Annotated in this window: 19 protein-coding genes and 1 pseudogene; 3 read left to right on the plus strand and 17 right to left on the minus strand. The window is 61.3% G+C overall.

Annotated features, from left to right (window positions below):
• Positions 1-105: 105 nt before the first annotated feature.
• The 9 genes and pseudogenes from ACQUQU_RS13900 to alr form a co-directional block, all read right to left on the minus strand.
• A complete protein-coding gene (locus ACQUQU_RS13900; protein ID WP_430460303.1) occupies positions 106-1,122 on the minus strand; it encodes a sensor domain-containing diguanylate cyclase in 1,017 nt (338 codons plus the stop codon).
• A 153-nt stretch (positions 1,123-1,275) separates the two neighbouring features.
• Positions 1,276-2,070: a PAS domain-containing protein gene (locus ACQUQU_RS13905; RefSeq protein ID WP_430460304.1), complete on the minus strand. Its 795-nt coding sequence runs from the start codon at positions 2,068-2,070 to the stop codon at positions 1,276-1,278.
• A 112-nt stretch (positions 2,071-2,182) separates the two neighbouring features.
• Positions 2,183-3,475 (minus strand): methyl-accepting chemotaxis protein, encoded by a 1,293-nt coding sequence (locus ACQUQU_RS13910; RefSeq protein WP_430460305.1) that lies wholly within the window; start codon positions 3,473-3,475, stop codon positions 2,183-2,185.
• A 415-nt stretch (positions 3,476-3,890) separates the two neighbouring features.
• Positions 3,891-4,949: pseudogene (locus tag ACQUQU_RS13915) on the minus strand (methyl-accepting chemotaxis protein); the annotation flags it as partial.
• 373 nt (positions 4,950-5,322) lie between these two features.
• Positions 5,323-6,324 carry an NADPH-dependent aldehyde reductase Ahr gene (gene ahr, locus ACQUQU_RS13920; RefSeq protein WP_430460306.1) on the minus strand — a complete coding sequence of 334 codons (1,002 nt, stop codon included), beginning with the start codon at positions 6,322-6,324 and terminating at the stop codon, positions 5,323-5,325.
• A gap of 143 nt (positions 6,325-6,467) precedes the next feature.
• The gene (locus tag ACQUQU_RS13925; RefSeq protein ID WP_430460307.1) at positions 6,468-6,890 is read right to left on the minus strand and encodes an organic hydroperoxide resistance protein; all 423 of its coding nucleotides are present in this window, start codon (positions 6,888-6,890) and stop codon (positions 6,468-6,470) included.
• Positions 6,891-7,086: 196 nt separating this feature from the next.
• Positions 7,087-7,566, minus strand: a complete 480-nt coding sequence (locus ACQUQU_RS13930) for a MarR family winged helix-turn-helix transcriptional regulator (protein WP_430460308.1) — start codon at positions 7,564-7,566, stop codon at positions 7,087-7,089.
• A gap of 3 nt (positions 7,567-7,569) precedes the next feature.
• Positions 7,570-7,953 (minus strand): MmcQ/YjbR family DNA-binding protein, encoded by a 384-nt coding sequence (locus ACQUQU_RS13935; RefSeq protein WP_430460309.1) that lies wholly within the window; start codon positions 7,951-7,953, stop codon positions 7,570-7,572.
• Position 7,954: 1 nt separating this feature from the next.
• A complete protein-coding gene (alr, locus tag ACQUQU_RS13940) occupies positions 7,955-9,067 on the minus strand; it encodes an alanine racemase (protein WP_430460310.1) in 1,113 nt (370 codons plus the stop codon).
• Between the two features lie 167 nt (positions 9,068-9,234).
• On the opposite strand from alr, the gene ACQUQU_RS13945 reads away from it, so the two are divergent.
• Together ACQUQU_RS13945 and ACQUQU_RS13950 are read left to right on the plus strand one after the other, a co-directional pair.
• A complete protein-coding gene (locus ACQUQU_RS13945) occupies positions 9,235-10,437 on the plus strand; it encodes a DnaT-like ssDNA-binding domain-containing protein (protein ID WP_430460311.1) in 1,203 nt (400 codons plus the stop codon).
• A 52-nt stretch (positions 10,438-10,489) separates the two neighbouring features.
• Entirely contained in the window at positions 10,490-11,011 is a 522-nt protein-coding gene (locus ACQUQU_RS13950; protein WP_430460312.1) for a replication protein P, read from the plus strand.
• Positions 11,012-11,113: 102 nt separating this feature from the next.
• On the opposite strand, the gene ACQUQU_RS13955 is transcribed toward ACQUQU_RS13950, so the two are convergent.
• The 8 genes from ACQUQU_RS13955 to ACQUQU_RS13990 all read right to left on the minus strand — a co-directional run bounded on the left by ACQUQU_RS13955 (position 11,114) and on the right by ACQUQU_RS13990 (position 23,938).
• Positions 11,114-12,784, minus strand: a complete 1,671-nt coding sequence (locus tag ACQUQU_RS13955) for a hypothetical protein (RefSeq protein ID WP_430460313.1) — start codon at positions 12,782-12,784, stop codon at positions 11,114-11,116.
• A gap of 129 nt (positions 12,785-12,913) precedes the next feature.
• A complete protein-coding gene (locus ACQUQU_RS13960; RefSeq protein ID WP_430460314.1) occupies positions 12,914-14,461 on the minus strand; it encodes a hypothetical protein in 1,548 nt (515 codons plus the stop codon).
• 71 nt (positions 14,462-14,532) lie between these two features.
• Positions 14,533-16,254: a jacalin-like lectin gene (locus tag ACQUQU_RS13965; protein WP_430460315.1), complete on the minus strand. Its 1,722-nt coding sequence runs from the start codon at positions 16,252-16,254 to the stop codon at positions 14,533-14,535.
• Positions 16,255-16,427: 173 nt separating this feature from the next.
• The gene (locus ACQUQU_RS13970; RefSeq protein ID WP_430460316.1) at positions 16,428-18,542 is read right to left on the minus strand and encodes a phosphatase PAP2 family protein; all 2,115 of its coding nucleotides are present in this window, start codon (positions 18,540-18,542) and stop codon (positions 16,428-16,430) included.
• 178 nt (positions 18,543-18,720) lie between these two features.
• On the minus strand, positions 18,721-21,690 hold the full coding sequence (locus ACQUQU_RS13975; RefSeq protein ID WP_430460317.1) for a TonB-dependent receptor: 2,970 nt from the start codon (positions 21,688-21,690) through the stop codon (positions 18,721-18,723).
• Positions 21,650-22,741 (minus strand): FecR family protein, encoded by a 1,092-nt coding sequence (locus tag ACQUQU_RS13980; RefSeq protein WP_430460318.1) that lies wholly within the window; start codon positions 22,739-22,741, stop codon positions 21,650-21,652. Before ACQUQU_RS13980 ends, ACQUQU_RS13975 begins: the two co-directional genes overlap by 41 nt.
• A 19-nt stretch (positions 22,742-22,760) precedes the next feature.
• Complete coding sequence (locus ACQUQU_RS13985) at positions 22,761-23,321, minus strand: RNA polymerase sigma factor (protein ID WP_430460319.1); 561 nt, start codon at positions 23,319-23,321, stop codon at positions 22,761-22,763.
• Between the two features lie 119 nt (positions 23,322-23,440).
• Entirely contained in the window at positions 23,441-23,938 is a 498-nt protein-coding gene (locus ACQUQU_RS13990) for a FecR family protein (RefSeq protein WP_430460320.1), read from the minus strand.
• A 252-nt stretch (positions 23,939-24,190) separates the two neighbouring features.
• On the opposite strand from ACQUQU_RS13990, the gene ACQUQU_RS13995 reads away from it, so the two are divergent.
• Positions 24,191-26,215 (plus strand): TonB-dependent copper receptor, encoded by a 2,025-nt coding sequence (locus ACQUQU_RS13995; protein ID WP_430460321.1) that lies wholly within the window; start codon positions 24,191-24,193, stop codon positions 26,213-26,215.
• The last annotated feature ends 36 nt before the right edge of the window (positions 26,216-26,251 follow it).

Genomic DNA, 26,251 nt, shown 5'->3' on the forward strand with positions numbered 1-26,251 from the left:
GGAAGGAGACCATCCTAAGATTAAAGCTGACTTTAAGGTCAAGCACAGAATCGCAAACACGTGCTCCGGGCGGTAGGCAGCCACACCGCCGTCAGACGGTAAGCGTCAGGACGCCAGATAGCGCACGTGCGGCAAATCGCTGTTCTGGCGTTTGCTCTCGTACATGCACAGGTCCGCCTGTTTGATGTAGTGGTCCAGCGGCTGGTGCGCATTCGGGCGGATTTCTGCCATGCCGCACGACACACCCAGCTGCCAGTCCGGGTGACGGCGGTTGAGCATGGCCATGCCCTGCGCCAGACGGCTCAGAAACAGCGGGTACTCCACCGCCGGGCAGTTCGGCATCAGAATCACAAATTCATCGTTGCCAAGCCTGGCGATCAGGTCTTCGCCACGGAACTGCTCACTGAGCAGCTGTGCAAATTCCTGCAGCGCCTGATCACCCACGGCATGACCGGCACGCTCGTTGAGCGGATTAAAACCGTCGAGGTCCATGTACAGCAGCATGGCCGACCAGTACTGGCGTTTGCACAGCGACAGCGAATGCTGCGCCAGCAACTGAAAGCCCGGGCGGTTGTAGAGGCCGGTCAGGGCATCCTGAGCAGCATTGCAGTAGCTGTTCATCTCGTCTTCGACCATACGGCCAAGATCGGCCAGCAAGTCGGCCTCATGCGCGGAGAAGGCCGCCGGTTTCTGGTCCAGAACGCACAGGGTGCCAACCGCGTGGCCCTGCCCACTGAGCAGGGGGTAGCCGGCGTAAAAGCGGATATTGGGGTAGCCGGTCACCAGCGGATTGTCGGCGAAGCGCGGATCGAGACGGGCGTCCTCCACCAGCATCACGCCCTTCTCCAGAATGGCGTGGGTGCAGAACGAAATATTGCGCCGGCAGGAGCACTCTGCGAACCCGGCGCGGGATTTAAACCACACGCGGTTGTCGTCTACCAGGGTCATCAGGGCAATGGGTTTATTGAACAGGCTGGCCGCGACCCGGGTGACCCGGTCGAAGCGATCCTCCGGCAGCGTGTCGAGAATTTTAAGCGCGCGCAGCGCCTGCAGGCGGTGCGCCTCTTCATCGGGAACGTAGCGGTTGGTCATGGCTGAACCCCAGCCCGGCAAGTTATTCACAGCCTAGCTCAGGCGAATGCCTGAGTGCGGGGAGATTTGTAGGATTCTTGTGCCCTCAGCAGCGCTTACAAAGGCAGGCCGCCGGATACACAGAGCCGCTGACAGCCGCTCTCTGAGAACGCTCTGGCGGGCTCACAAAGCCGACAGGCCTGCTCAGGACGCCGACAGGCTTATGGGACCGACCGCCGCCTCGCTTCTGGGTTCTGCAACGTGGGCAAATTTGATGATTTTCTCGACCCGGCCTTCGTTGTCGAAAATGGGGTTATACGAGGCTTCCAGCCAGATGCTGTGACCGTCTTTATGGCGCCGCTCGAAGGTGCCGCGCTTGAAATCGCCGGACGCCAGCTCTTTCCAGAAGCACGGATTGTCCTGATAAAAATCCGGCTGGCAGAAGGACCTGTGGTGCTTGCCGACCACCTCCTCCAGCCCGTAGCCCAGGGCCGTCAGGTAATTGCTGTTGGCGTAGGTCACTATGCCGTCGGGGGCGAATTCGATGATGGCCTGCGACCGGTCGAGGGCCTGCAGAATGGATTTCTGGCGGTGGCGTTCCTCGACCTCGGCGGTCACGTTCTGCGCCACCTTGAGTACGCGGATCATCTCGCCATTCAGCTCCACCGGGTAATAGGTGGCACGCAGCCACAGATCCCGGCCGGCGCAGTCGCGGCGCAGAAATAAACCGCTGTGGAACCGCCCGGCGGCCAGCGACAGCCAGAACTCACGGTATTCGTCACTGGCCGCGTAATCAGGCGGACACATCATACGGTGATGACGGCCTTCCACTTCGTCGCGGCGGTAGCCCACCATGCTCAGGAACAGGTCGTTCACGTCGGTGATGGTGCCGTCCGGGCTGAACTCTATGATGGCGTTATTCGCCCACAGAGCATCCTTGTAGGCTCGGTTCAGTTCGCTGTCGTTGTCATTGTCACTGCGGGGCGTCAGGGGCCACATGCCGCGTCTCCGGCCGTTACTGGTCTGTCTAACTTTAGATCAGTCACGGCCAAACACAGCAGACAGCCCGGCGGCTTTTGTGCGGGAGTTTTGTAACCGGGCAAGACCGGCGTCAGACCACACGGATACCGGCCACTATGCCCACCACCTGATCGGCGCTCTGACGGATATTGCTGATCAGCTCCGAGGCTTTACCAATCTGGTCGCCGACATTACGGGTATCGGCTTCGGCTTTCTGCATCTGCGCCATCGCAGCGCGGGTAAGGGATTCGTTGGCTTTTACCATGTCGTCGATTTCAGCGGTCGAGCGGTTGGTGCGCGACGCCAGATTGCGTACCTCGTCGGCCACCACGGCAAAGCCACGGCCATGCTCGCCGGCCCGGGCCGCTTCAATGGCAGCGTTCAGCGCCAGCAGATTGGTCTGCTCGGCAATGCTGCTGATGGTGGTAACAATGGCAGAAATTTCCGCCGATTTGGCGCTCAGCTGGCTGATGCTGGTGGCGATCTCGCTCACCTGACTGGCAACCCCTGCCGACGCCGACACACTGGTGCGCAGCAGACCCGCACCTTCGTCGGTGAGGTTCAGCGTCTGCAGCGAGTTCATTCTGGCGGTATCGGCGGCGCGCTGAAATTCCAGCGCCTGCTCGGTCTGCGCCGTGATATCCGAGGCCAGTTTGATGACCTTAATAACGCGGCATTGATCGTCATAAATCGGGTTATAACTGGCTTCCAGCCAGACGGTGGAGCCATCGCGGCGGAAGCGTTCGAATTTACCCGAACTGAATTTTCCCAGCGCCAGCTGCTGCCAGAAATCCGGATGTTCGCGGTAAAAGGAATCGTTGCAGAACATGCGGTGATGCTTGCCGACAATCTCATTGGCGCTGTAGCCCATGGTGCGCAGAAAATTGTCGTTGGCCCCCAGAACGGTACCGTCCGGTGAGAACTCGATGACCGCCATCGAGCGGTCGATGGCGTCTTTGACCGCTTTCTGAGCCATGCGCTCGGCGGTTTCGGCGGTAATGTCCTGCGCCAGCTTGATTACCCGCGTGACCCGCCCGTTTTCTTCCACCGGGAAATAGGTGGCCTGCAGCCAGATACGGCGGCCATTGCTGCCCACCCGCTCGAACGCGCCGCTGAAATGACGGCCACGGCCGAGGTTATCCCAGAACGCCCGGTAGTCGGCACTGGCGGCATGGTCTGGCGTACAAAACAGACGATGATGCTGCCCTTTCACCGCCTCGCGGGAATAGCCCACGACCTGCAGGAACTGGTCGTTGGCGTCCACTATGGTGCCGTCCGGGGTAAAAATAATCATGGCGTTGTTGCGCCACAGCGCCTGTTCCAGAGCATCCGTTGTCTGCGCTTGTTGTTCCGGCGCTGCCTGCCGGCTTTTGCCAAACCACATACACACCTCCGCGGGTAGTTCTCCCTCACTATAGGAAGAAGTTTTTATCCGTCCACGCAACAGAGGGAAGTTGCACAATAGTCATACGCATTACGCCTTGTTCGCGCCCGCGTAACGCGCATTTACAGAGTGATTTAACCGGCTATTTACAGAGGCTGTGCGGCTGTTAATTTCTGTTATTCGATCAGGTGTTATTAAGTGAATTTTCAGTATGTTTTTATTCTTAATTTCCGGCCAATAACCACGAATAAAAAAGGTGTAAGTCCGGATTAAACGGCATAAAAAAACCGGCCCGATGGCCGGTTTTTTTATGCCTGACATGCAGCGCACACCATCGCCATCAGAGATCCAGACGCCCCACCGACGACGCCACTTCCTGAGCGTTTTTGCGGATATTTTCAATCAGCTCGGCGGCTCCGGTAATGTGCTGTTCCACATCCGATGTGCGGGTATTCACGGCTTTCATAATGTCCATGGCGCTGGCGGTCAGCGCTTCATTGGCGCGCACCATCTCTTCAATTTCAATGGTCGATTTATTGGTACGCGACGCCAGCGTACGCACTTCGTCGGCCACCACGGCAAAGCCACGTCCCTGCTCACCGGCACGGGCTGCCTCAATGGCGGCGTTCAGCGCCAGCAGGTTGGTCTGCTCGGCAATGCTGCTGATGGTGGTGACGATGGCGGTAATTTCCGATGATTTTGTCCGCAGCTGTTCAATGCGCTGACTGGCGGCACTCACCTGTTCCGAGGCCTGCTGCGAATCGCGCACCGCCTCACCCAGCAACTGCGTGCCCTGGTCGGTAATGGCCGCCATGGCGTGGGAATTGGTCGCGGCCACCTGCACGATGTCGCGCACGTGCACAACACGCTCGGTGATGTCAGTGGCGAACTTGATCACGCGCTGCACCCGGCCATCATTACCCTTGATCGGGTTATACGTGGCTTCCAGCCAGACTTTGTCGCCGTTGCTGCGCTTACGCTCAAAGCGGCCGGTTTTAAAGGTGCCGGCGGCCAGATCTTTCCAGAACCCCGGGTTTTCGCGGTAGAAGCTTTCATCGCAGAACAGGCGGTGGTTCTTGCCAACAATGGCTGTACGTTCGTAACCCATGACCCGCAGAAAATTGTCGTTGGCATTCACGATCGTGCCATCCGGGGTGAATTCGATGGTGGCCTGCGAGCGCTCGAGTGCCTGCAGCACAAACTGTTGCCGCTGACGCTCTTCCACCTCGGCAGTCACATTCTGCGCCAGCTTCATGATCCGCTGCACACGGCCATTGAGCACGATGGGAAAGTAATTGGCCTGCAGCCAGATATCCTGACCACTGGCGTTGCGGCGCTGGAACAAACCCGTCTGGCGACGGCCGTCCTGCAGGTAGCGCCAGAAGGCGTCGTAATCCGGGCTGTTGATTTGTTCCTTGGTGCAGAACATGCGGTGATGCTTGCCCACCACCTGATCACGGCTGTAGCCCACTTCGTTCAGGAACAGTTCGTTGACATCCACTATGGTGCCGTCCGGCTCGAACTCGATGGCGGCGTTACACAGCCAGATAGAATCCCGGTAAGCGCGTATCACATCGTTGCTGCTACTGTCCTGAACCGTGGCAGCCGCCACGTCCTTACGCTTGAACCACATAGGTTTTATCTCCCAGACAGTGTCATGACCGACACTTTTTAAGACCAACACATTGAAAAAAGCGTAGTCGCAGAAAGACCAAAGCCCAGCAGAAATGACGGTTATTTTTGGCGTCCGCCCGTAACCCAGAAAGCGTTACAGGAACAGAACTCAGCAGAAAGCACTGCCGCACCTGTCAGAAGGCACGGCAGGCGTGAGGGCAGGAAGATACAGATCAGCGCTTCAGCACCACGCGGTAACGCGGGCTGCCGTTTTCGAGACGGTCGATGGCTTTGTTCACCTCGTCCATGGCGAACACTTCCACTTGCGGCTGAATGTCGTGACGGGCGGCAAATTCCAGCATCTGACCGATCACCGCCGGGCTGCCCACGGGTGATGACGAAATAGAACGCTGCTGGTCCATAAGCGCCAGAATATTCACCTTCACCGGCTCCAGCAGAGCGCCGACAAAATGCAGGCGGCCTTTCGGACGCAGGGTGCTGATGTACGCGCCCCAGTTCAGTTCGACGTTGACCGTCGAGATCACCATGTCGAAATAATCTTTGGCACCCCGGATGGCGTTTTTGTCGGTGGAGTCGATGGTCTTGTGCGCACCCAGCGACAGGGCTTCGGTGCGTTTGGCTTCAGACGAGGTAAAGGCCGTCACTTCACAGCCCCAGGCGCTGAGGAATTTCACCGCCAGATGGCCCAGACCGCCGATACCGATCACACCCACGCGCGCGGTCGGTTTTACATCGAACTGCACAATCGGGTTGAACACGGTAATGCCGCCGCAGAACAGCGGGCCGGCGGTTTCCGATGGCAGGTTATCCGGCAGCGCCACCACGGCCGTGGCCTGCGCGCGTACTTTGTCGGCAAAGCCGCCGTGACGGCCGACAATGGTGTGATGCACATCGGAGCACAGGTTGTGGTCGCCTTCGAGGCAGGTCTGGCAGTCGTTGCAGTAGGCCGAGTGCCAGCCCAGACCGACGCGGTCGCCCACTTTGAATTTGCTCACATGAGCACCCACAGCGCTGATACGGCCGGCCACTTCATGGCCCGGCACCAGCGGATAGGTGGTCATAGCCCACTCGTTGTTGATCATGCTCAGATCGGAGTGGCAGATACCGCAGTATTCCACCTCGATTTCCACATCGTGTGCGCCCAGCGGGCCCGGATCGTATTCAAAAGGTTTGAGTTCACCACCGGCTTCAAAGGCTGCCCAGGCTTTAATCATCTGTCGTACTCCACGATGAGGGTTGGCAATCGGTTAACGTTTCGGCCACTGACAATAGCGGCCTTCGGAGAATAATGGCAAGGAAACAGTCCGTGCCATATTCCCCAGGGGTTAGCTGGCTTCTGTTGCAGAACCCGGCGGGCTCATACCAGCGTCAGGATGACTTCAACATTGCCACGGGTGGCGTTGGAGTACGGGCACACCTGATGGGCTTTTTCGATTAACGCCAGCGCCTCATCGCGCTCCATACCCGGCAGGCTGATCTGCAGCTCCACGGCGATGGCAAAACCCACGCCCTTGGTGTTGGCGCCAATGCCGACATGGCCTGTGATGCTCACATCCGCCGGCAGACGGATTTTGTCCTGCATGGCGACGAACTTCAGCGCGCCGATAAAACAGGCCGAGTAGCCCGCCGCAAACAGTTGTTCGGGGTTAGTGCCATGACCACCGGCACCGCCCAGTTCTTTGGGTGTGGTCAGGGCAACGTCCAATACGCCATCCGAAGAACGGGCTTTGCCATCACGGCCACCGGTGGCGGTAGCGACGGCGGTATACAGAATGCTCATAAGGATCTCCTTAATTAAGTTATCGCGATAACTATCTGACGTTTAAAAAAGGACCTGATGTCCTTGGTTAAAATCCATGCCCGAGGATGTCAGCACGCGTTGACTCAGGCATACAGCAAAAAGTTATTGCGATAACTATATGTTGATCAAAAAGCCCTGCGATCAGGGCTTGCGGATTAAGTTATCGCGATAACCATTATTCGTCAACCCCTGCCGCCAACAAATGTGCGCGCAGCTGGTCGAGCTGTTGCTTGAGCGCCGACAACGCCTGAACCGGCGTATGGCACTGGCTGAGAATGCAGGTGTAAACGCCTTCGGCATCGGCGCGTAATGCACGGCCGGCGTCGGTCAGGCGGATTTCCAGCAGGCGTTCGTCTTCCGGGCTGCGCGCCTTGACCACCAGCCCCTGTTCTTCCATACGACGGATCACAGGCGTCAGCGCACCGGGCTTCTGCCCCAGACGGGCGGCCACGTCTTTCAGGCCCAGGCCGTCTTCTTCCCACAGAATCAGCAGCACCAGATATTGCGGGTACGTGAGCCCCAGCGGTTCGAGCAGGGGTTTGTAGGCCTGGGTCATGGCCAGCGAGGTGGCGTACAGCGAGAAGCACAGCTGCTGATCCAGCAGCAAAGCGTCGGCGGCCAGCATGGGCGTGGCCTGAGGGGTTTTCTGCGTCATGGGTTACTCCCGGTACAACTGATCCGCCGGGTAGCGGGTTTCGAGAAACGTCCGCTGTGCCCGGGTCAGGCTTTTCAGCACCCGTGCGTAGGAATGGTCGATCATGCGCTCAAGCTCAGGGGCCGGCACATCGCCATTCACCCGCACCGTGTTCCAGTGGGTTTTGTTCATATGATAGCCGGGGGTTACCGCGGCAAAGACGTCGCGCAGCTGCTGCGCCTGCAGCGGTTCACACTTGAGGTTCACACTCAGCTGCCCGTCTTTTTCGTACAGCAGGGCAAACATCTTACCCTGCACTTTGTAGACGTAGGCCTCGGGGCCAAACGGAAAATCTTCCAGAGCCTCCGGCCGGCTGAGCAGATACGCGCGCAGGTCGGCGAAGGTCATATCACACCCGGGCGGCGGCCAGCGGCGTGTTCTGGGTGTCGCTCGGCAGCTCACGCGCCACGCGTTTTACGCGCGGGGTCAGCTGGCAGAACAACTCATAGCTGATGGTGCCACACAGAGCAGCGATGCGGTCGACACTCAGGTGATCGCCCCACAGCTCGACATGGCTGCCGATGTGCGCCAGCGGATGGTCGGTTAAATCCACGGTAATCATGTCCATCGACACGCGGCCGATCAGCGGACACTCAACACCATCGACCAGCACCGGGGTGCCTGCTGGCGCATGACGCGGATAACCATCGCCGTAGCCGACGGTGATCACACCCACACGGGTGTCGCGCTCAGCGCGCCAGTCGGCGCCGTAGCCCACGGCTTCGCCGGCCGGCACTTTGTGAGTGCTGATGACGCGGGATTCGAGGCTCATGACGGCCTTAAGGCCCAGTTCGGCGGCGGTTTTGTGTGGCATCGGCGAGCTGCCGTACAGGCAGATGCCCGGGCGGCGCACGCCTTCTTCAATACCGGTGCCGCGGAACAGGGCGGCGCTGTTGCTCAGGCTGAGCGACACCGGCCATTCACGGCTGCTCATCAGCGCAACCTGCTCAGCAAAAGAGCCAGAATCGGCTTCATCGGCGGCGGCAAAGTGAGTCATGACATGGCGCAGATCGAGTTTGTCGTCGGCGCTGATACGCGCCAGCACGGCGTCGGCCTGCTCCGGGCGGAAACCCACGCGGTTCATGCCGCTGTTGATCTTCAGCCACACGCCCACCGTGGCCGGCAGTGTGATGCTGTCGCGTTCATCCAGCTGCTGTTCGTGGTGCACCACCAGCTGAATATTGTGTTCGGCCGCCAGTTTCCATTCGGCTCCGTCGTAGGCGCCCTGCAGCACAACGATCTTGCGCTGGATACCGGCTTCACGCAGCACCATGGCTTCATCGACACAGGCCACCGCAAAACCGTCTGCTCCGCTCAGCGCGCGGGCGCAGTTGAGCAACCCATGGCCGTAGCCATTGGCTTTGATCACAGCGTACGTTCGGCCGGTGCCGGTGGCTTTCACCAGTTCGTAGTTGTGACGGAGATGAGACCAGTTAATTACAGCGCGGGTTGGACGAGTCATGAGCGTGGGAACTGCCTGGAAAATGAGTACAATAGCGTGTCACGCCCGGTGGCCGATGAACAGCCCCGGACCCAGTTGCAGACGCCAGCCTTCGGCGTCAGGATGTCAGGGCCTGTCACACTAACGTAAGCCGGCCCGGCACGCCACACCAGATACAGAGATAACCCATGCCCAGCCATCCGCTGTTCAGCGACAAAACCATCGCCCTGTCGGCGACTCTGGCCGCCACCATCGGCCTGGAGGAAGCGATACTGCTGACTGTGCTGAACGACGCGGCGCGCCTGCAGAGTCAGAACTGGGCGCGTCTGGGCAATCACGCATTACGGCAGCACCTGCCCTTCTGGGACGATGTCACCATCCGCCGTGTGCTGCGCAGCCTGATGGACAAAGGCCTGCTGTCGTTGCAGAGCCCGTTGTTTCCTGACGGTGAAGGTCTGATTTTCGCCTTTATGCCGGGCGCCAATGCGGTCAATGCCGACCCGCAGATGAACCAGCGCGCACCACAGGCGCGGCCGGCGCAGCAGAAAAATCCGGCTGCCATTCAGACCCCGCTCAACAGCAGCGCCATGCACATCAAAGAGCCGCTGCCCGCGCAATGGGCGCCGCAGGAAGACACCCTGCAACGGCTTGAACAACACGGTATTCCGCGCAGTTTTGCCTGCGCCCAGATCGACACCTTTGTGCTCAGCGGTCAGGAAGCCGGCGCCAACCGTAACGACTGGAACACGCGCTTTTTCCGCCATGTAAAAAGCCAGTGGGTGTTTGTGCAGAACGACGCTCAGCGCGCCCAGCGCACGCTGGAACGCACGGCGTTTAACCCGGCACCGGACGAAGCCGCGCCCATCAGCCTCGACTGGCAACCGAACGGCGACGCCCTGCAGATTCTGCAGCGCGCCGGCATCGACCCGCAGTTTATTACCGACGCCGTTCCCGAGTTCGTGCTCTACTGGGCCGAACGCGGCGACGCCTTTAAAACCTGGAACAGCAAATTCATTCAGCACGTGCGTCAGCAGTGGGCGCGGTTTTCCGTATCCCTCGACCACTCACCGCTGCCAACCCGCATCAGCGACAACTGGCAGCCGTCGCCCGACTGTTTTGATATTCTCGCCATGGCGCACATCGACCGACGTTTTGCCGAGCAACTGGTGCCGGAATTTGTGCTCTACTGGCGCGATTCCAATCAGGTACACAACAGCTGGAACAGCCGCTTTCTGCAGTATGTAAAACAGCAATGGGGCAAACGTCTGGCCCAGCCGTCAGGAGACACTTATGGATCACAAACTTCCGGCCAGCCAGCTGCTAAACCGGGTTACGCAACAGCTAACGCAAGCCTCGAGACACTCCTCACCGACACCAGCTGGGCCAAGTGAAACGCAGATCCCAAGCGATGATCTGATTAACGGCATTAATCAGATCTTTGCCATGTTCCGTTTTAATTATCACAACCAGTTCACCAAAGCATTTCCTGATATTGAAACGATGAACACGGCCAAAAAACTGTGGGCGCGTCTGCTGGCCGATTACAGCGGTGAAGTGATCATGCGCGCGGCGGAAAAAGCGGTAAGAGAAAACAGCTTTCTGCCCAACGTGCACGAAGTGCTGGCGCGTTGTGATATCGCCGACGCCATGGGTCTGCCATCGGCTTACGCCGCCTATATGGAAGCGTGCCGAGCGCCGTCACCGAAAAAAGAATTCAACTGGTCACACCCGGCGGTGTATTTCGCCGGACGCGCCAGCGACTGGTTTTTTCTGGCCAATACTGCAGAAGAACATGCCTTCCCGGTTTTTCAGCGCAATTATGAAATTCTGCTGAAGCGCATTCAGGATGGCGAAGAACTGGCAATGGATATTGCCAAAGCCCTGCCCGAAACCGTGGACATTGCCCTGCCCCGCGATGAACAGCACAAGCGCATTCAGGCACTGAAAAAAGACCTCGGACTCTGAGGGCGCTCACGTCTGCTGCATAAAAAAGCCGGCATTTCGCCGGCTTTTTTTATGCTTAAAATCACCCATTAACGGCACTCATTCAGCCAACGAGCGCGCACATCAGTCGAGCAACTGTGCCAGCTGCACGGATAAATCCGGGCGACTGGCCGCCAGTGTTGTCAGCGACTGGCGCTGACTCTGGCTCAGCGTCTGCCCTTCCAGCCCCGACACAATGGCGTGGCTCACCAGCGGCGACGTTTCCTGCTCCAGCTGGCTGATGAGGCGGTCGTAATAATCCGCCGACCGGCTCAGCACCAGCGCCGCCGAATAACGTTCTTTGCTGTTGCCGCTGCTCAAACGCGCCAGCACAGTATCGGCCACCGCGCTGTCGAGCGAATCCAGCCCGGCATTGCCGGCGGCCAGAATGGCCGACGCCGCATCGCCTTTATTCATCTGATTCAGCAAGGTCTGACTGAGCCGGGACGACAGCGTGCTGACATCCTGCCCCTGGGTTTCCATTTGCTGCACCACACTGCCCAGACTGATCAGCGCGTTGTTGCGCACGTTGGCCGTTTCCGCGCGATCGGCCGCCACCTGTTGCAGGGTGTCGTAAGCATTTTGCGAAACCGCACCGTTACCGGTAACCGCCACCATAGTGCGCACCTTGGCTAAATCCGCGGCCGCATCGCCGGCGGGCAAGGCCGTCAGTACATCCAGTAAATACTGCTCGGCCGCGGCACTGCTGAGCAGGCTTAAACCAAACAGCAGATCACGGCTCTGAGCATCGGTCAGCTGCTGATTGCTGATGAGTGCCGCCAGCTCCAGCGGTTGTACCTGTTGCAGCAGAAAGCGCGCGGCACTCTGCAACTGCGCCACATTTTTGGTCTGTGCAAAATTGCCGAACGCCGCCCACATATCAGCAACGGACTGAATCGCCTGAGTGTCACCGCTGCTCACCGTTTGCAGGGTCCAGTGCAGCGCAGCGTTGCTCGCGGCGGTCAGATTCAGGCCCGATAAATCGCGGAACGGATCGATGCGTTGCGCCTGCATGCGGAACACCAGCTGCGCATCCTGCTGCCCCAGGCTCAGCGGCTGTATTTCGCTGGCGCTCATAAAATCCGGCGCGCAGTCGCGACCCAGTTGCACCTGCCAGTCGGGTTGCAGCGTTGGCGCCGCCGACAACGACATGGGCAAAGCCCCCGGCACCGAGGCCTGCCGCTGCCAATTGCCCTGTTCGTTCTGATAACGGTAATTACGCGCTAAGCCATCGTAGGCAAAGCGGTACACGTCACCGGGTTCGCCGACGGATAAGTTTTTAATCACCTGCGCCAGCACCGCCAGCGGATGCTGTTTCATCAGCCCCAGATCGTTGTAGGCACTGAATAAAAGATGCGCCCCGCCCTGAGCGCGCGCCAGAAACGGAAATTCATCAATCAGCACGGGAGATTGCCCGGCTTCGCTGATCTGAATATCGGCCGCCATTCCGGTCAGGCGATCAGCGCCCGTGGGCTGTAATTGCAGACGGAAAGTCAGATCGGAGTGATACATTTCCACGGTATTGGCCGGGTCGGCCGTTTGCGTGACCACCGACACCTGCACCTGATACGCCGGACGAATACCGCTGGCCAGACAGGTACCGGCCGGCGGTTCTGCATCGGCGACCAGATGATTTTGCGCGGCGACGGTCTGCGGCGGGCGGGTCGGTAATTCATGCAGCAGCCAGAAGAAACCCGCCACCAGCACCAGCGACACAAGCCCGAGCAGAAGTCCGATTTTTTTCAGCCAGCGCATATCCGTTCCATGAGTTAAAAACAGAATGTTTAATCAAAAGACATAAAGCACAGAGCGCTTTATTTTTTAAAAAAACGCCCTGCCAGAAATAAAAAAAGCTCCCCGTAAACGGGGAGCGAAAAAGCAGGATCAGATCGACAGCGGCGTCACGGTTTCGCTGTTGAGAAGCTCATCCTGTTGCTCGTAACCGGACCACTCGATATCCGCATCGTCACCAAAGGCGTTGGTTTCGATGCCGAACACGCGCAGGAACGTATCGACGTAGCCGTGGCCGCTCGACAGCTCACTGTTCAGCTGCTCCTGACGGTACAGCTCAAAGCCGCCTTCGTTGCCACGCAGACCTTCTTCCACCACGTACGGCATGGCCACATCCAGCACATGCAGTTTGAATTCCGCGCCCAGCTGCAGCAGGTCCGGAATAAAACTGAACAGACTGGTGATGCGGATATAGGCCTCAGACGACAGCCACAGATCCATCGCCGGCTCTGTGCTCAGGCGGGTACGGGTGGCGTACTGCTGACCTTCGACCAGCAGCTTCGGCAGCGTGCGGTCAATTTCCGAGGTCAGCTCGGTATTCGCCGAAAAGGTGGTGCCCACAGTGCCGTAAATGCGGAACGGAATCAGCTCGTACACCGACACCTGCATAATGCCGAGATCCACACCGGCCAGATTGTGCAGCGCCGGGTCGAACATGCGGGTGCTGACTTTGACTGTCACGCTCGGGTCCATGCTCAGACCGGCGGTGGCGACGACGCCGTCATCGGCGCAGTGAGCGTCGGCGGAGAAATCGAACAGCACGGTATCGGCCAGCGACGGCAGATACGACACACCACCGGAACTTGCCGGAATGGCATCGGAAATAGCCCCCAGCACCGCATCACCGGCAGCGTCCACCGCCATGGCACCCAGCCTGGCCGGATCCGGCAGCACTCCGAAGGCACCGTCCAGTGCATCCAGACTGCACATGATCGGTGTGAAAATAACGTGGGTACGCAGCTTAGGCGCTTCGTCGGCGCTCAGGGCGATACCGCCGCTGGCGGCGCCCGCACTGGCAGCCTCGTGCTGGGCATCCAGTTGCTGGGCTAACAGGGCTTCGCCCGAGCTGCCATCAAACTGGCCAATGCACAGCGGACCAACGCCGGTGAAGGTGTCGGCGCAGGGCTCGTAGCAAAGGCCGGCCTCATTCACCATGCCCGACGCACACTGAGTGGACGCGCGGGCCTGCAGGAAGCTGTCTTTGCCCACGGTTTTCAGTTTGCTCCAGTTGGTGCAGGTGGCGCCCATGTCGGTATAACCCGACGGACACTGTGACCAGCACACGCCGGCGACCGTGTCGTAGCCCTGCGGACACTGCTGGTAACAGATGCCGAGCACGTTGTCGTAGCCGTTGTCACAGCTGGCCGGAATGGTGCCGATGCCACGGTTGTAGCTCCACTGGAACCAGGTGCTTTCCAGATTGGTTTTCAGGCCATTGGCGGAATCCACCACCGACTGAAACACGTCGGCGCCCAGCGCCAGAAAGCGCGTGCCGTCGTCCTCACCCGTGGTGGCTTCCAGTGCCAGCGGATACTGGGCGCCGTCGGCCGGAACGGCATCGACATCCAGTGTGCTGACCGAGGCGCTGGCGTGCATGCCAAAGCCGAGCAGCAATGCGATAAACAGGTAAACCCTCTTCATATCATCAGTCTCCTTTACTGAAATGCTGAGCCCGGCCCGGCGACAGAGCCGCCGCCAGTGCCTGCTCCGTTTTACGGCACCTGCGTCCAGCGCTGGTTACCGCCCCCCCAATTCCACCAGGTGCCGACGTTGTCGCCGGCGCTGGTGCCATAACCGTCCACCACCTGCGAGGTCAGGGTGCGCATCGCCAGCGCGCCATCGGCGCCCAGCACAAACTGCTGCGCTGCACTGCCATTGCAGGTGTGCAGCTGAATGTTGGCGCCGTTGCCAAACACGTTGCTGTTATCCAGACAGAAGCGCGGATCGTTTTTGCTGCGCACCAGACCGGTACTGGCGTCGTAATGCCACTGCTGCCAGGTCGCACCGGAGCAGGTCCACTGCAGCACGTTGGTACCGTCGGCCATGGTGCCGCCATTGATATCGAGACACAGGCCCGAGGCCTGATTCTGCAGCGCCGCCCAGCTCACGGCGCTGTCGCCGCTCTGCTGCGGGGCGTAAATCACGCCGACCTTGTCCAGCTCATCACCGGCACGGCCGTGAAAGCCGACAATCTGCCAGCCGGACGGAGCCGTGAAGGTAGTGCAGCTTGAGGTGGTGCTGCCGCCGCTCAGGGTGCGGCCCGAAGTGGTGGTGAATTTGGCGTAGAAAATACGGGTGTGGTCGTCTTTTTTACCCGAGCACACATTCAGGCTGGCGAGGTATTCGCCGCTGTTCAGGGTCAGGGATTTGGCGGTGCCACCGCTGCCGCCGTGGGTGCTGACAAAGCCGTTGCTTAACGTAATACCCAGCTGATCGACGCGCGAACCGGCGCGCAGGCTGACGGTTTTGGTGGCCGGATTGTCCGGCAGCAGCGACACATCGTTAAACGCGGTGCCGTGCGGACCGCCGAACGGATCGCTCAGCTGGCGGTCGGCGCGGGTGCTCCAGCTGAAGTTGGTCTGCACCGGCGGGTGGTCCGACAGCTTGAGGCCATCGCTGGTCTCGTCGTCCTGACGTACCTCATACAGGCTGGCGTTCAGGGTGATAAAGCCGTTGCTGCGGTAGACGATCTTGTCGACGATCTCGCAGTCGGCGCTGGTGATTTTCGGATCGCACACCAGAGCGTCGGCACCGCTGGCCGGCACATCACCGTTGCGCACCAGATTCAGCCAGGCGTCGCTGAAGCCACGGTTGAGCAGCTCCCACATGTTGTCGCCGTCGCGGGTGTAACGGGTGTTGGTGTCGCCCATCACGATCACGGCGTTACCGGCCGAGTTTTCTTCGATGAAGTCCGCCAGCTGCAGCAGGTTGGCGCGGCGCGCGCTTAAATCCGCGTCTTCGGTCTGGGCCTGGGTGTGCAGGTTGTAGATATCCACATACACGCCTTCTGCCAGACGGGTGCGCGCCAGCGTAAAGCCTTTCGGGGTCAGGCAGTCGACGCCGTTGCAGTCGTCCCAGCTGACCCGTTCCCAGTCCTGATATTCAAAGCGGCTCATGGTGTTCAGACCACTGCCGATGCCCATGCCGCCGGTGGTGGCGGAACGGTACGGGTGATCGTCGCAGGTGTCGTACAGCGCGGCGTGGTAGTTGAAGTCTTCCTGCACGTTAACGAAGTCGAATTCGTTAACGTAACAGCTGATCTGTTCGGTGGCGCTCTGGCGGTCCGACTCGGCACTGGAGAACACCTCCAGCAAACCGGCGACGTTGTAGGTGAGCGTGCTGAACTGACCCGAATCCGCCTGTGCGTTAAATGCCAACGCCAGAGCGCAGAAACCCATCACGCCCCAAGGGCGCTTAACGTTAAGTGCTTGCATAACCGTACCTGTGAGAATGGTTGCCTGTGGCGTCATTATTTTTATGGGACTTTTGTACCATATTGATAATGACAGTCTGAGGACAATCCGGGCCGCTCTGCAGCGCAATTCGCGCCAGTTGCAGGGCCCGGAACGCCCATAAAGAAAAACCCGCCGGGTGGCGGGTTCTGGTCTTACTCGATCCGCGCGATCACGCGGTCCGATTCGTACGAGAGCGACACACTGACGTCGCCGGCGTAGACGCTGGCGAACTCACCGCCGATCTGATCGGCGGTGAGTACAGTGAAGCGGGTGCCGGACGCCGGCGTGGTGGCAAAGCTCAGTTGCAGAGCGGCACCTTGCACGTAAGCGTTGCCGGTCACCGCCACCTGCACACTGTCGTCGTCCATGGCGACGGAGAGAGACGCCGCCGGTTCAACGGTCAGTGCTTGCAGAGCCAGTGCGCCGTCGGCGTCAACCGCCAGCTCGCCACCCTGTACGAATACAGTACCGCTGCCCATGGCCGAGGCCGAGGCCGCGGTCAGGACACCGGCTTCGACCACAGCGCCACCGCTGAAGGTGTTGGTGCCGGTCAGCACCAGTTCACCGGAACCGGCTTTGGTCAGCTTGCCTTCGCCGCTGATGTCGTTGCGCCACCAGTCTTTGGCGTTGAAGCCACCTTTGCCCGCTTCCATGTACACGTTCACGTCGCCGTCAAAGGCACCGTAACCGTCAGCAGCGGCCACCAGGTTGATACGGCCCCAACCTTCGGAGTCGTCCAGAATCGGGTAGCCGGAATCCACTTCGGTGGTGGCCAGCACAGCGCGGCGCTGTTCGTCAGACAGATACGGCTGACGGGATTTCAGCAGGGCTTCGGCGCCCAGCGGTACCACGGCCGCCTGACCGGCTTTGCTGCTGTCCTGAGTGAAGCCGTAGGTCATGCGCGCCAGGTATTCGGCCTTAATCGCCGCGTGATCGTCGTAGAAGTTGTTGTTGAACACCTCAACGTTGACGTTGCTGCCGTTGCTGTAGCTGCCGTTGGTCACGGTCTGGTGGGCGTAGTCGAAGAGGCTCATGCCCGCTGCGGCGGCTTTGGCGCCGAAGTAGCTCTGGGTGGCCATCACAGCGGCATCACCGTGGGCGGCACCTGTGTCGCTGTTGAGCGAGTAAGCGGCGTCGATCAGGGCCTGAATACGGGCACCGATCACGTCCACCGGCGAGTGCATACCGGCCACGATACGGCTCTCGCCCAGCTCAGAACCACGGAACACCAGCTCAGAGAAACGCTGCGGGAAGGAATAGGCGTAGGCCAGCGCCGCCAGCGTACCGGCGTTGGTGTGGCCGGATGGGTAAGCACCGTCTTTCTTCATGCTGTTGGTGCCGGTACGGCGCTGACACAGCAGGCCCGGAACGATTTGCACGTCGGTGGTGTAGACGTCGAAGGTACGGTCTTCGGTGCCGGTGGCGGTCTGTTCGGCGGTGGCAGTGTCCGGGTACTTACAGGTCACGGTTTCGCTGCCGGTCAGGTCGATGGTGCCATCGGTTTTGATGCGCCATGGGCGTGGGGTCGAGAAGATGTACTTAGGCGCACTGGTTGAGGCCGGGGCGATCTGATAACGGAAATCCATCACCATCTGCACCACGTCGCCCAGTTCGGATGTCACGTCACCGGCGTAGATCGACGAGTCGTTGCCGTCGGCCAGATAGTCGGTGTCGGTCAGCACCTGTGCTTTGCTCGGCACGCGGATGTCGGTGTAGGCACCGGAGGCGGCGGCGTAGTCTTCGGTCAGCGGACCGAAACCATCGACCACGCTGTAGTTCTTGGAACGACGGTCATCGAGGAACGCCAGAATCGCGCGGTCTTCGCTGCGGTTGGTGGTGACGTCCACCACGTATTCAATGTTCTTGGTCCAGTTGGTGCTGTCGACGATGGCGTCGGCATCGGCCTTGTACTCGCCTGGGCCACTGCTGGAGGCAGCCGACTGCCATTCGGCAGTGGTGCCCATCCAGATGCTGTTGATGCCGCGCTGGGCGTAGGCGATGGCGTTGTGGTCAACGCTGTAACGCACGCTGCTGTCGCTGGAGCCGTTATTCGCCGCGTAAGTGATGGCTGGCAGCGGGTAAGCCACGTCCGGCAGGGCGACGTATTGTTCAAAGCCCAGACCGGTTGGCAGTGCGGCTTTGGTCACCGATACCGAGGTGTCGATGGCATCAGTGTTGTTGTCGTCTTCGCCACAGGCGGTGAGCAGCAGGGCGGCTGCAACGGCCAGCGTCAGCGGGCGCAGAACGAAAGCTTGATTCGGGTTCATCGTCTTCATTTCTCAGCTGAGTTAACGGAAAGCGGCGCGTGGTGACTACGCGTCCGACACCGGGGAAGACGCTGAAAACGCGCCGGCGGGGACAGCCCGGGCGATGAAGATTCGGTTAAGTTTTTATTTCATATCAATGACATACAGACGCCACAAGGGCTGGCGGGCGGTTATGGGGTCAATCACCGAAGCGCAAACTGACCCCGGCCATCAGCTCAGTGCCCGTGGTCGAGTAGCTGTACACCCGGTTGGTTTTATCGACGAACAGGTCGTAGGCCTCGTTGGTAAGGTTGCGCGCTTCCAGTGTCAGCGTCAGTTGCTCGTCCGCCTGCCAGTGCAGATACGCGCCGGCAATGGCCGAGCCGTTGACCCCGACACGGTCGTTGCCGTTCGCCCCCGGCACCTGTACCAGATACTGCGAACGTGCGCGCAGCGTGACCCCGGCCCGCAGCCGCTGCCACTGATACCAGAGGTCACTGCTGACCACATGCCGCGACAGCTCGGGCGCCGGCAGCGTCACCTCGCCCTCCTCCAGTGGATAACGCACCAGCCCGTGACTCAGGGCATAGCCCAGGTCCAGACCGAGGCGGTCGAACGGCGCCGGCAGCCAGCGCAACGGCGATGACAGCGTCAGCTCCAGCCCGGAAATATCAGTGCCCGGCCCGTTCACCGGCCGCCGGTATGAATACAGTCCGTCGTCGCTCAGGCTGGCCCAGGCCGGGTTGTAATACGGCAGCTGATCGAGGGACACGCTTTCCAGCACGTCCACCACCAGACTGTCGATGCGTTTGTAAAACAGCCCCAGCGCCAGCAGTTCGCCGTCGTCGCCGTACCATTCGCCGGCCAGATCAAAGGCGTGGGCGCGCGACGGCCGCAGCTGGTTGTTACCGCCTTCCAGCAGCCGCGCGCTGGGGCTGCTGAGGGTCACGGCCGAGGTCAGGTCGCTGATGGACGGCCGGCTCAGGTCCCGGCTGTAGCCGAAGCGCAGCAGCAGGTCGTCGCGGGCATGGGCCACCAGATGCAGCGACGGCAGCCAGTTCTGGTTACGGCTGCTGACGTCCACCGCCTCGGCGCTGTCGTCGATCAGCCAGGCGCCGCGCACGCGCTGCTCGGTGCCGCTCCAGCGCAGGCCAACATCGCCGCGCAGCGGCCAGGCCCAGCGCCAGCTTTCAAAACCGGTCTGCCACCAGCCGGCCAGCGTGGTTTCGTCCAGCCGGTGCTGCAGCGTCGGGTCACGGGTCAGCGGCGTGTCGCTGATGCCGAGGGTACGGATCAGACTCTGGCGCCCCACCACCCATTGCCGTGGCAGCCCCGACACGCCGAGACTGCGGCCGAAGTTACCCGGCGTGAGCTGATAGCCGCTTACATACTCACCGCTGACGCTTTCGGTGTCGTCGTCCGCCTCGCGCCGCTGGTTGGCAAAGCCCTGATACTGCAGGCCGAAGAAGTGGCGCAGCCCCTGCCCCTGATCGGCCACCAGCTCCAGCGAGCCCACCTGATAGCGGTTGGTGACTTCATCCTGCTGACGGGTGATGCGGCTCAGCTGCCAGCCGGCCGGATCACTGATGTCGAAGCCGTAGTGATTCACGGCGATGCGGCTGTTGCTGCGCAGGTCGTAACTGAAATCCTGGCCGTAACGGGTGAGCGAGACCTTGTCGTGCACCGGGCTGTCGAAATCCGAGTTCATCAGCCCGGCCGAGGTGTTCAGGCGCCACACCGCAGACAGCGGCAATGCCCAGTCGAAGGTCAGCTGGCCGAGCCGGGTTTCGTCGACCTCGTAATTGTGTTCGCTGCGGATATCCACATTGGAAAAATCGCCGTACACCATGCCGCGGCCGTCGCTGGTGTAGTCGTTGACCTGCACGCTGCTTAAGTCCTGATCTTTCAGGCTGGCAGAGCTGATGTGGTACTCGTGCATCGACTGGTGCATGCGCGCGCCGAACAGGCTGAGGTCGATGTCGCCCCAGACGCCGTCACGCCACTGCAGCGCCGCACTGGCGCCGAGCGTGGTCTGATCGCGCAGCAGCAGGTCGTAGCGGTTGTGACGCGGATGAAACAGGCCGTCGATGTCCGCCTGCTGGTCGTCGCTGAGGGCGCTCTGCTCGCCCCAGTCGGAGGTCTGCCAGCGCACCGTGGAAAACCCCCGTTCCTGAGTGCCGCGCTGACGCAGGCTGACGCCGAACGACCAGCCCAGACTGCCGTCGTCGCGGGCCTGCACCGTACCCGCCGCCAGCGCCGCGCCGTCGGCACCGTTGCTCAGATTATTTTCTGCCTGCAGCGACAGCCACTGGCCGAGCAGCCCGGCGTTGGCCATGTCCAGCGGCTTCGGGATGCGCAGATCCACCGAGCCGCCGATGGCGCCCTCGTTGGTGCGGGCGTCGGACGATTTCCCGACCACCACCTGCGTAAACAGCCCCTGCGGCAGCACGTTGAAATCGAAGCTGCGCGAGTTATTCACCGCGCCACGGGCATCGATGCTGGCACTGGTGGCCAGCATCGGCATGCCGTTTACCAGCACCCGGCTGGCGTCGGAGCTTAAGCCGCGGATGCTGATGTTACGGTCCATGCCCGCTTCCTGACTGAAGGCGATGGCACTCTGGCGGCTGAGCGAATGGGTCAGGTCGCCCTCGCCGCTGAGCTGCGCCGGCGTAATATCGGTGCGCGCACTCAGGCCGTTACTGGCGTAACGGGCAGCGTTGGCGCGGCTCATGCCATCAGGCAGGCCGAGTACAACGATTTCGGGCACCGGCGCCCGCGCCGCTTGTGCCACGGGCGCGCGGGCAACCCGGGTGAGGCGTACGCCGCCGTTCTGGGTGACGGCCTGCCAGTCGCTGTTGGCGCTGATCAGGGCCAGAAATTCGTCCGCCGGACAATCGCCGAGCGGCTGGGGAATGGGGGTTTCCGGCGGCTGGTCCGAAATGGCCGCCAGCCCGTAGCGCTGATTCAGCTGGCCGAGCAGATGATCGGCGCGGGTCTGGCTGACGCCGTCGTAAAAGCAGGCCGCCAGTGCAGAGGAGTCCGGCAGGAAGAACGCCGCCGGCAGCAGGCAGGCCAGCCGCAGGACGCTGCGCCACGGCAGCCCGGAGGCTGCCCACCGCCGGGCTGACTCAGTGCGCGTCACCGGTGCGACCCGCCAGCAGGATTTCATCCGGCTGAACCGTCAGTTGCAGACCGAAAAGCCCGGCGATCAGGGCCAGTGTGCCTTCGACATCGTGGGTGCTGTAGCGGCCGCTGAAGTGCAGATCGGCGGCCACATCGCGGGTGCGGATCGGGCGCTCGCTGTAACGCTGCAGATGAGCCAGGGTATCGCTCAGACGTTCGTTGTCGGCCTGACGCCAGCCGTCGCGCCAGCTGGCGACGTTGTCACCGCTGTAAAACACCGGCTGACCGTCTTTCAGGCGCACGGCGTCACCGGCCAGCAGAATTTTCTCGCCGCCATTCCAGCGCACCTCCACCCGGCCATGCTGCACTTCCACCGCCACCGAACCTGCGCTGCGGTCGATATCAAACGCGGTACCCAGCACGCGCACGCTGAGGTCGCCGGCGTCGACCACAAACGGCCGGTTCTTGTCCGGCGCCACCTCGAAGAAGGCTTCGCCCTGATGCAGGGTGACCTGCCGCGAGGCCTCTTCAAGGCGCACATTGAGACGGGTCTGCGCCGCCAGACTGATGCTGGAACCGTCGGCCAGACGCTGTTGCTGATGCTCGCCGTGGGCGGTGGCGTACCAGGCATCGGCCACCGGGTTACGCGCCGTATCCGGCACCGTCACAACAAACACCGCCGCCGACACCAGCAGCACCACAGCGGCAGCGGCCAGCGGCGACGTCCAGCGCGGCGCGCGCGCGGGTCTTATAGCAACAGGGCTTGTGGCAGCCGGTGCCGCTGCGTTGGGGGATGTTTCGTTTGTCCTGGATATATCACGCAGACCGCCGGATGCCAGCGGCTCATTCGCCGCAGCCCGTTCGGGTTGCGGTGCAGCCTGCGCCTGTCTGGCGGCGACCTTCTGCAACGCCAGCACAAGGGCGTCGTCGTGACCGTGCAGATGACGCTGCAGCCAGTCGATGGCCTGCTGATGACGGGCGTCGGCCGCCAGCCAGTCGCGGAACGCCTGCTGCTCAGCGCCGGACAGGCTGTCGAGCTGGTCGTACCAGTCGGCGGCCTCATCCAGAATGTGTTCGTCGGGTGCGGTGTGATTCATGCTGATATCCACAGGCGGCTCAGTAGCCTTGCTCTTCCATCGCCGCCGCGATGCTGATCATGGCGCGGGTAATGTGTTTCTTCACCGCTTCGGTGCTGAGCCCGAGCGCGGTGGCAATTTCGTCGCGCGATTTGCCCTGCACCCGGCGCATCACAAACACCTCGCGCCGCAGGGGCGGCAGCTGTTCGAGCACGGTCTGCAGGTACTCCACTTTCTGCGCCATGATGTGCGCCTCATCGAGAGATTCGGTAACGGGTTCGGCCACAAGGTCGCTGCCGTCGGCCTGTGGCGGACGGTTGCGCCAGTAATCGGTGAGCACGCTGCGCGCCACGCTCAGGCTGTAGGCCAGCGGATTGCTGATGCGCCCGTGGGCGGTGACTTTCAGGGAACGGACGAGCGTGTCCTGCACCAGGTCTTCGGCGTCGTGGCGGTCGGAGACGCGGCTGGCGATGTACTTACGCAGGTTGGGCAGATAACTGACCAGCTGATGGGCAAACAGGGTCTGGGCGGCCGGCGCGGGGCGGCCTGCCGCGTCGTCGTGCACGGCCGTGTTTTTTACGCTCACCGAAGGATTGCTCACAGGATCGCCCCCACCCTGATTCAAAGCCGGGCGAGGCTACCTGTGGCGTATGACAGAACGATGAAATTAAGACGCTGGTATGAGAACTGGCGCCTTTATCACAACATGCGCTGACGGCCTCAGCGCTGCAGCGCGAGCATGATCTGATCGCCGCTGTTGAGGGTCTGTACCGAACCGGCCGACTGAGCACGCACGCTGCCTTCGATCACCTGCAGCACCACGCTTTCTTCGTTCAGACGTAAGTGAAACGCACTGACGTCCGCACGCAGACGCAGGTTACCGGCCTGCGCCCAGAACGGCCGCACCGCATCTGGCGCCACCACCACAGTCGCGCTGCCGTGAGTCAGTTGCACCCGCCGTTGCTGATCGCTGTAGCGGATCGAAACCGTGCTGTCTTCGTTCAGCCGCACCTGCGAGCCGTCGTCCAGTCGCAGACTGCGTTCTTCGCCGGCGTTGGTGGTGAAGGTCTGCACATCGGCGGCGGCGTCATTCTGCGAGGGGGCCAGCAACAGGAACACCGCCAGCGGCACAGCCACCAGCAACGCCAGTGCGGTCCACAGGGTTTTGCTGCTGCCGGGTGCCTTGTGATTGCCCGATACCGGTTCTGCGTGAGCCATATCAATCTCCGTAGGAACGACGACCGTTATAACGGCTTTGCTGATGCTGTATCACCGTTATGCGCCCCGATTATGACGGGACGGTTACCCTAACAAGCCCACGGCCGTCGCGGCATCCGACCTTCTGCTAAACCCACGGCGCCAACTGCGGTTTCTGACCCAGATCAGGGCTGCGACACCCTGTCGCATCCCGCACCCGGCCCGCTGCCGCTATCCTGCGCGCCCTGACACTTCTGCGATTAAGGACACCCCATGCCTGGCTTCACCCGTCATCTGCTGACTCTGGCTGTTGTTTCTGCCTCCGTTGCCCAGGCGCACGCCGCCGATGCGGAATCCACCAGCGTGCTGGAACCTGTGGTGGTCACCGCACCGGCGACCTCGGATGTGCTGACCGTGAGCACCGACCCGAAAGCGCCACGCCAGCCGGTGCCGGCCCACGACGGCGCCGATCTGCTGAAAAACATTCCGGGCTTTAACGTCATCCGCAAAGGCGGCACCGACGGTGACCCGGTGTTCCGTGGCATGGCGGCATCCCGTCTGGGCGTGCTGCTCGACGGCGAAATGATCATGGGCGGCTGCGGCATGCGCATGGACCCGCCCACCGCCTATGTATTTCCGGAAGCCTATGACGAAGTGGTGGTGCTGAAAGGCCCGCAGAGCGTGAAGTACGGCGCCGGCAACAGCGCGGGCGTGGTGCTGTTCGAGCGTGAAACACCGGATTTTTCTGCCTCGCCGCTGCAGGGGGATGCCAGCCTGCTGCTCGGCAGCGCCGGGCGCAACGATGAAGTGGCCACGCTGCTGGCCGGCAACAAGCTCGGTTACCTGTCGCTCAGCGGCACCCGTTCCGACGCCAACGATTATGAAGACGGCGACGGCCATGACGTGCATTCCGCCTACACCCGCTGGAGCAGCAACGCCGCACTGGGCTGGACGCCGGATGCCGATACCCGCATTGAACTGAGCGGCGCGAAGAGCGACGGCGAAGCCCGTTACGGTGACCGCAGCATGGACGGCGTGCAGTTCGACCGCTCCAATGTGGGTCTGAGTTTTGAAACCAGCAACGTATCGCCACTGATCAGCAAAATTGAAGGCCGCGTATACCGCAATTACGTCGACCACGTGATGGACAACTACAGCCTGCGCCGCGTCAGCGGCATGTACATGGTGTCGAACCCGGACCGTGATACCCGTGGCGCCTCGCTGTCGGCCACCCTCGCCATCGCCGGACGCACCCAACTGGCGGTTGGCGCCGACACCCAGCGCAACGACCACAGCCTGCGCTCGGCCAGCAGCATGATGAGCGCGCCGGATTACGACAGCCTGAGCCGCACCGACGACATGCGCTTTAACACCAGCGGCGTGTTCGCCGAGCTGGATCACAGCTACGCCGGCGGCAGCAGCGTGCACGCCGGCCTGCGGGTAAACAAAGACAGCGCCGACGATCTGCGCAGCAATAAAACCACCAGTGGCATGACCGACGACAACACCCTGACCAGCGGTTTCCTGCGCTACGAATACCAGCGCAACACGACCGACCGCCTTTACGCCGGTGTGGGTCACAGCGAGCGCGCCGCCGATTACTGGGAACGCAATAAAAACCCGGCCGCCACCAGCATGATGATGACCGGCATGGCCTCCACCTTCGACGTGGCACCGGAAAAAACCACCCAGCTGGACATCGGCTACCTGCACCGCAGCGGTGACCTGCAAAGCTCGCTGTCGGCGTTTTACGCCCAACACGCCGATTACATTCTGATTGAAACCCTGCCCGACGTGAGTGCCTACGCCAGCAACGCGCGCAACATCGACGCCACGACATACGGTCTGGAGTCTGATAACAGCTGGAACTTCGCCGACCGCTGGACCAGCACAGCCACGCTGGCCTGGGTACACGGCCAGAACGACAGCGACCATCAGGCACTGGGCCAGCTGCCTCCTCTGGAAGGGCGTCTGGGTCTGACCTACGACACCGGCGTGTGGTCGGCCGGCGCTCTGTGGCGCCTGGTCGATGACCAGAACCGCGTGGCCGAAGGTACAGGCAACGTGGTCGGTCAGGACATTGGCAAAACCGGTGGTTTTAACGTGTTCTCGCTCAACGCCGGTTACCGCGCCATGGACGACCTGCTGTTTACCGCCGGCATCGACAACCTGTTTGACGTCACCTACGCCGAACACATCTCCCGTAGCGGCGCCGCCATTGCCGGTTATGAACAGACCACGCGCGTTAACGAACCGGGCCGCACTGTCTGGCTGAAAGCGCAGTGGCATTTTGAGTAAGGCCCGGCGCTTATGGCCAGTAATGGCACAGAGAGC

It is taken from the genome of Thalassolituus sp. LLYu03, from assembly GCF_050507655.1.
Classification (GTDB): Bacteria; Pseudomonadota; Gammaproteobacteria; order Pseudomonadales; family Oceanobacteraceae; genus Venatoribacter.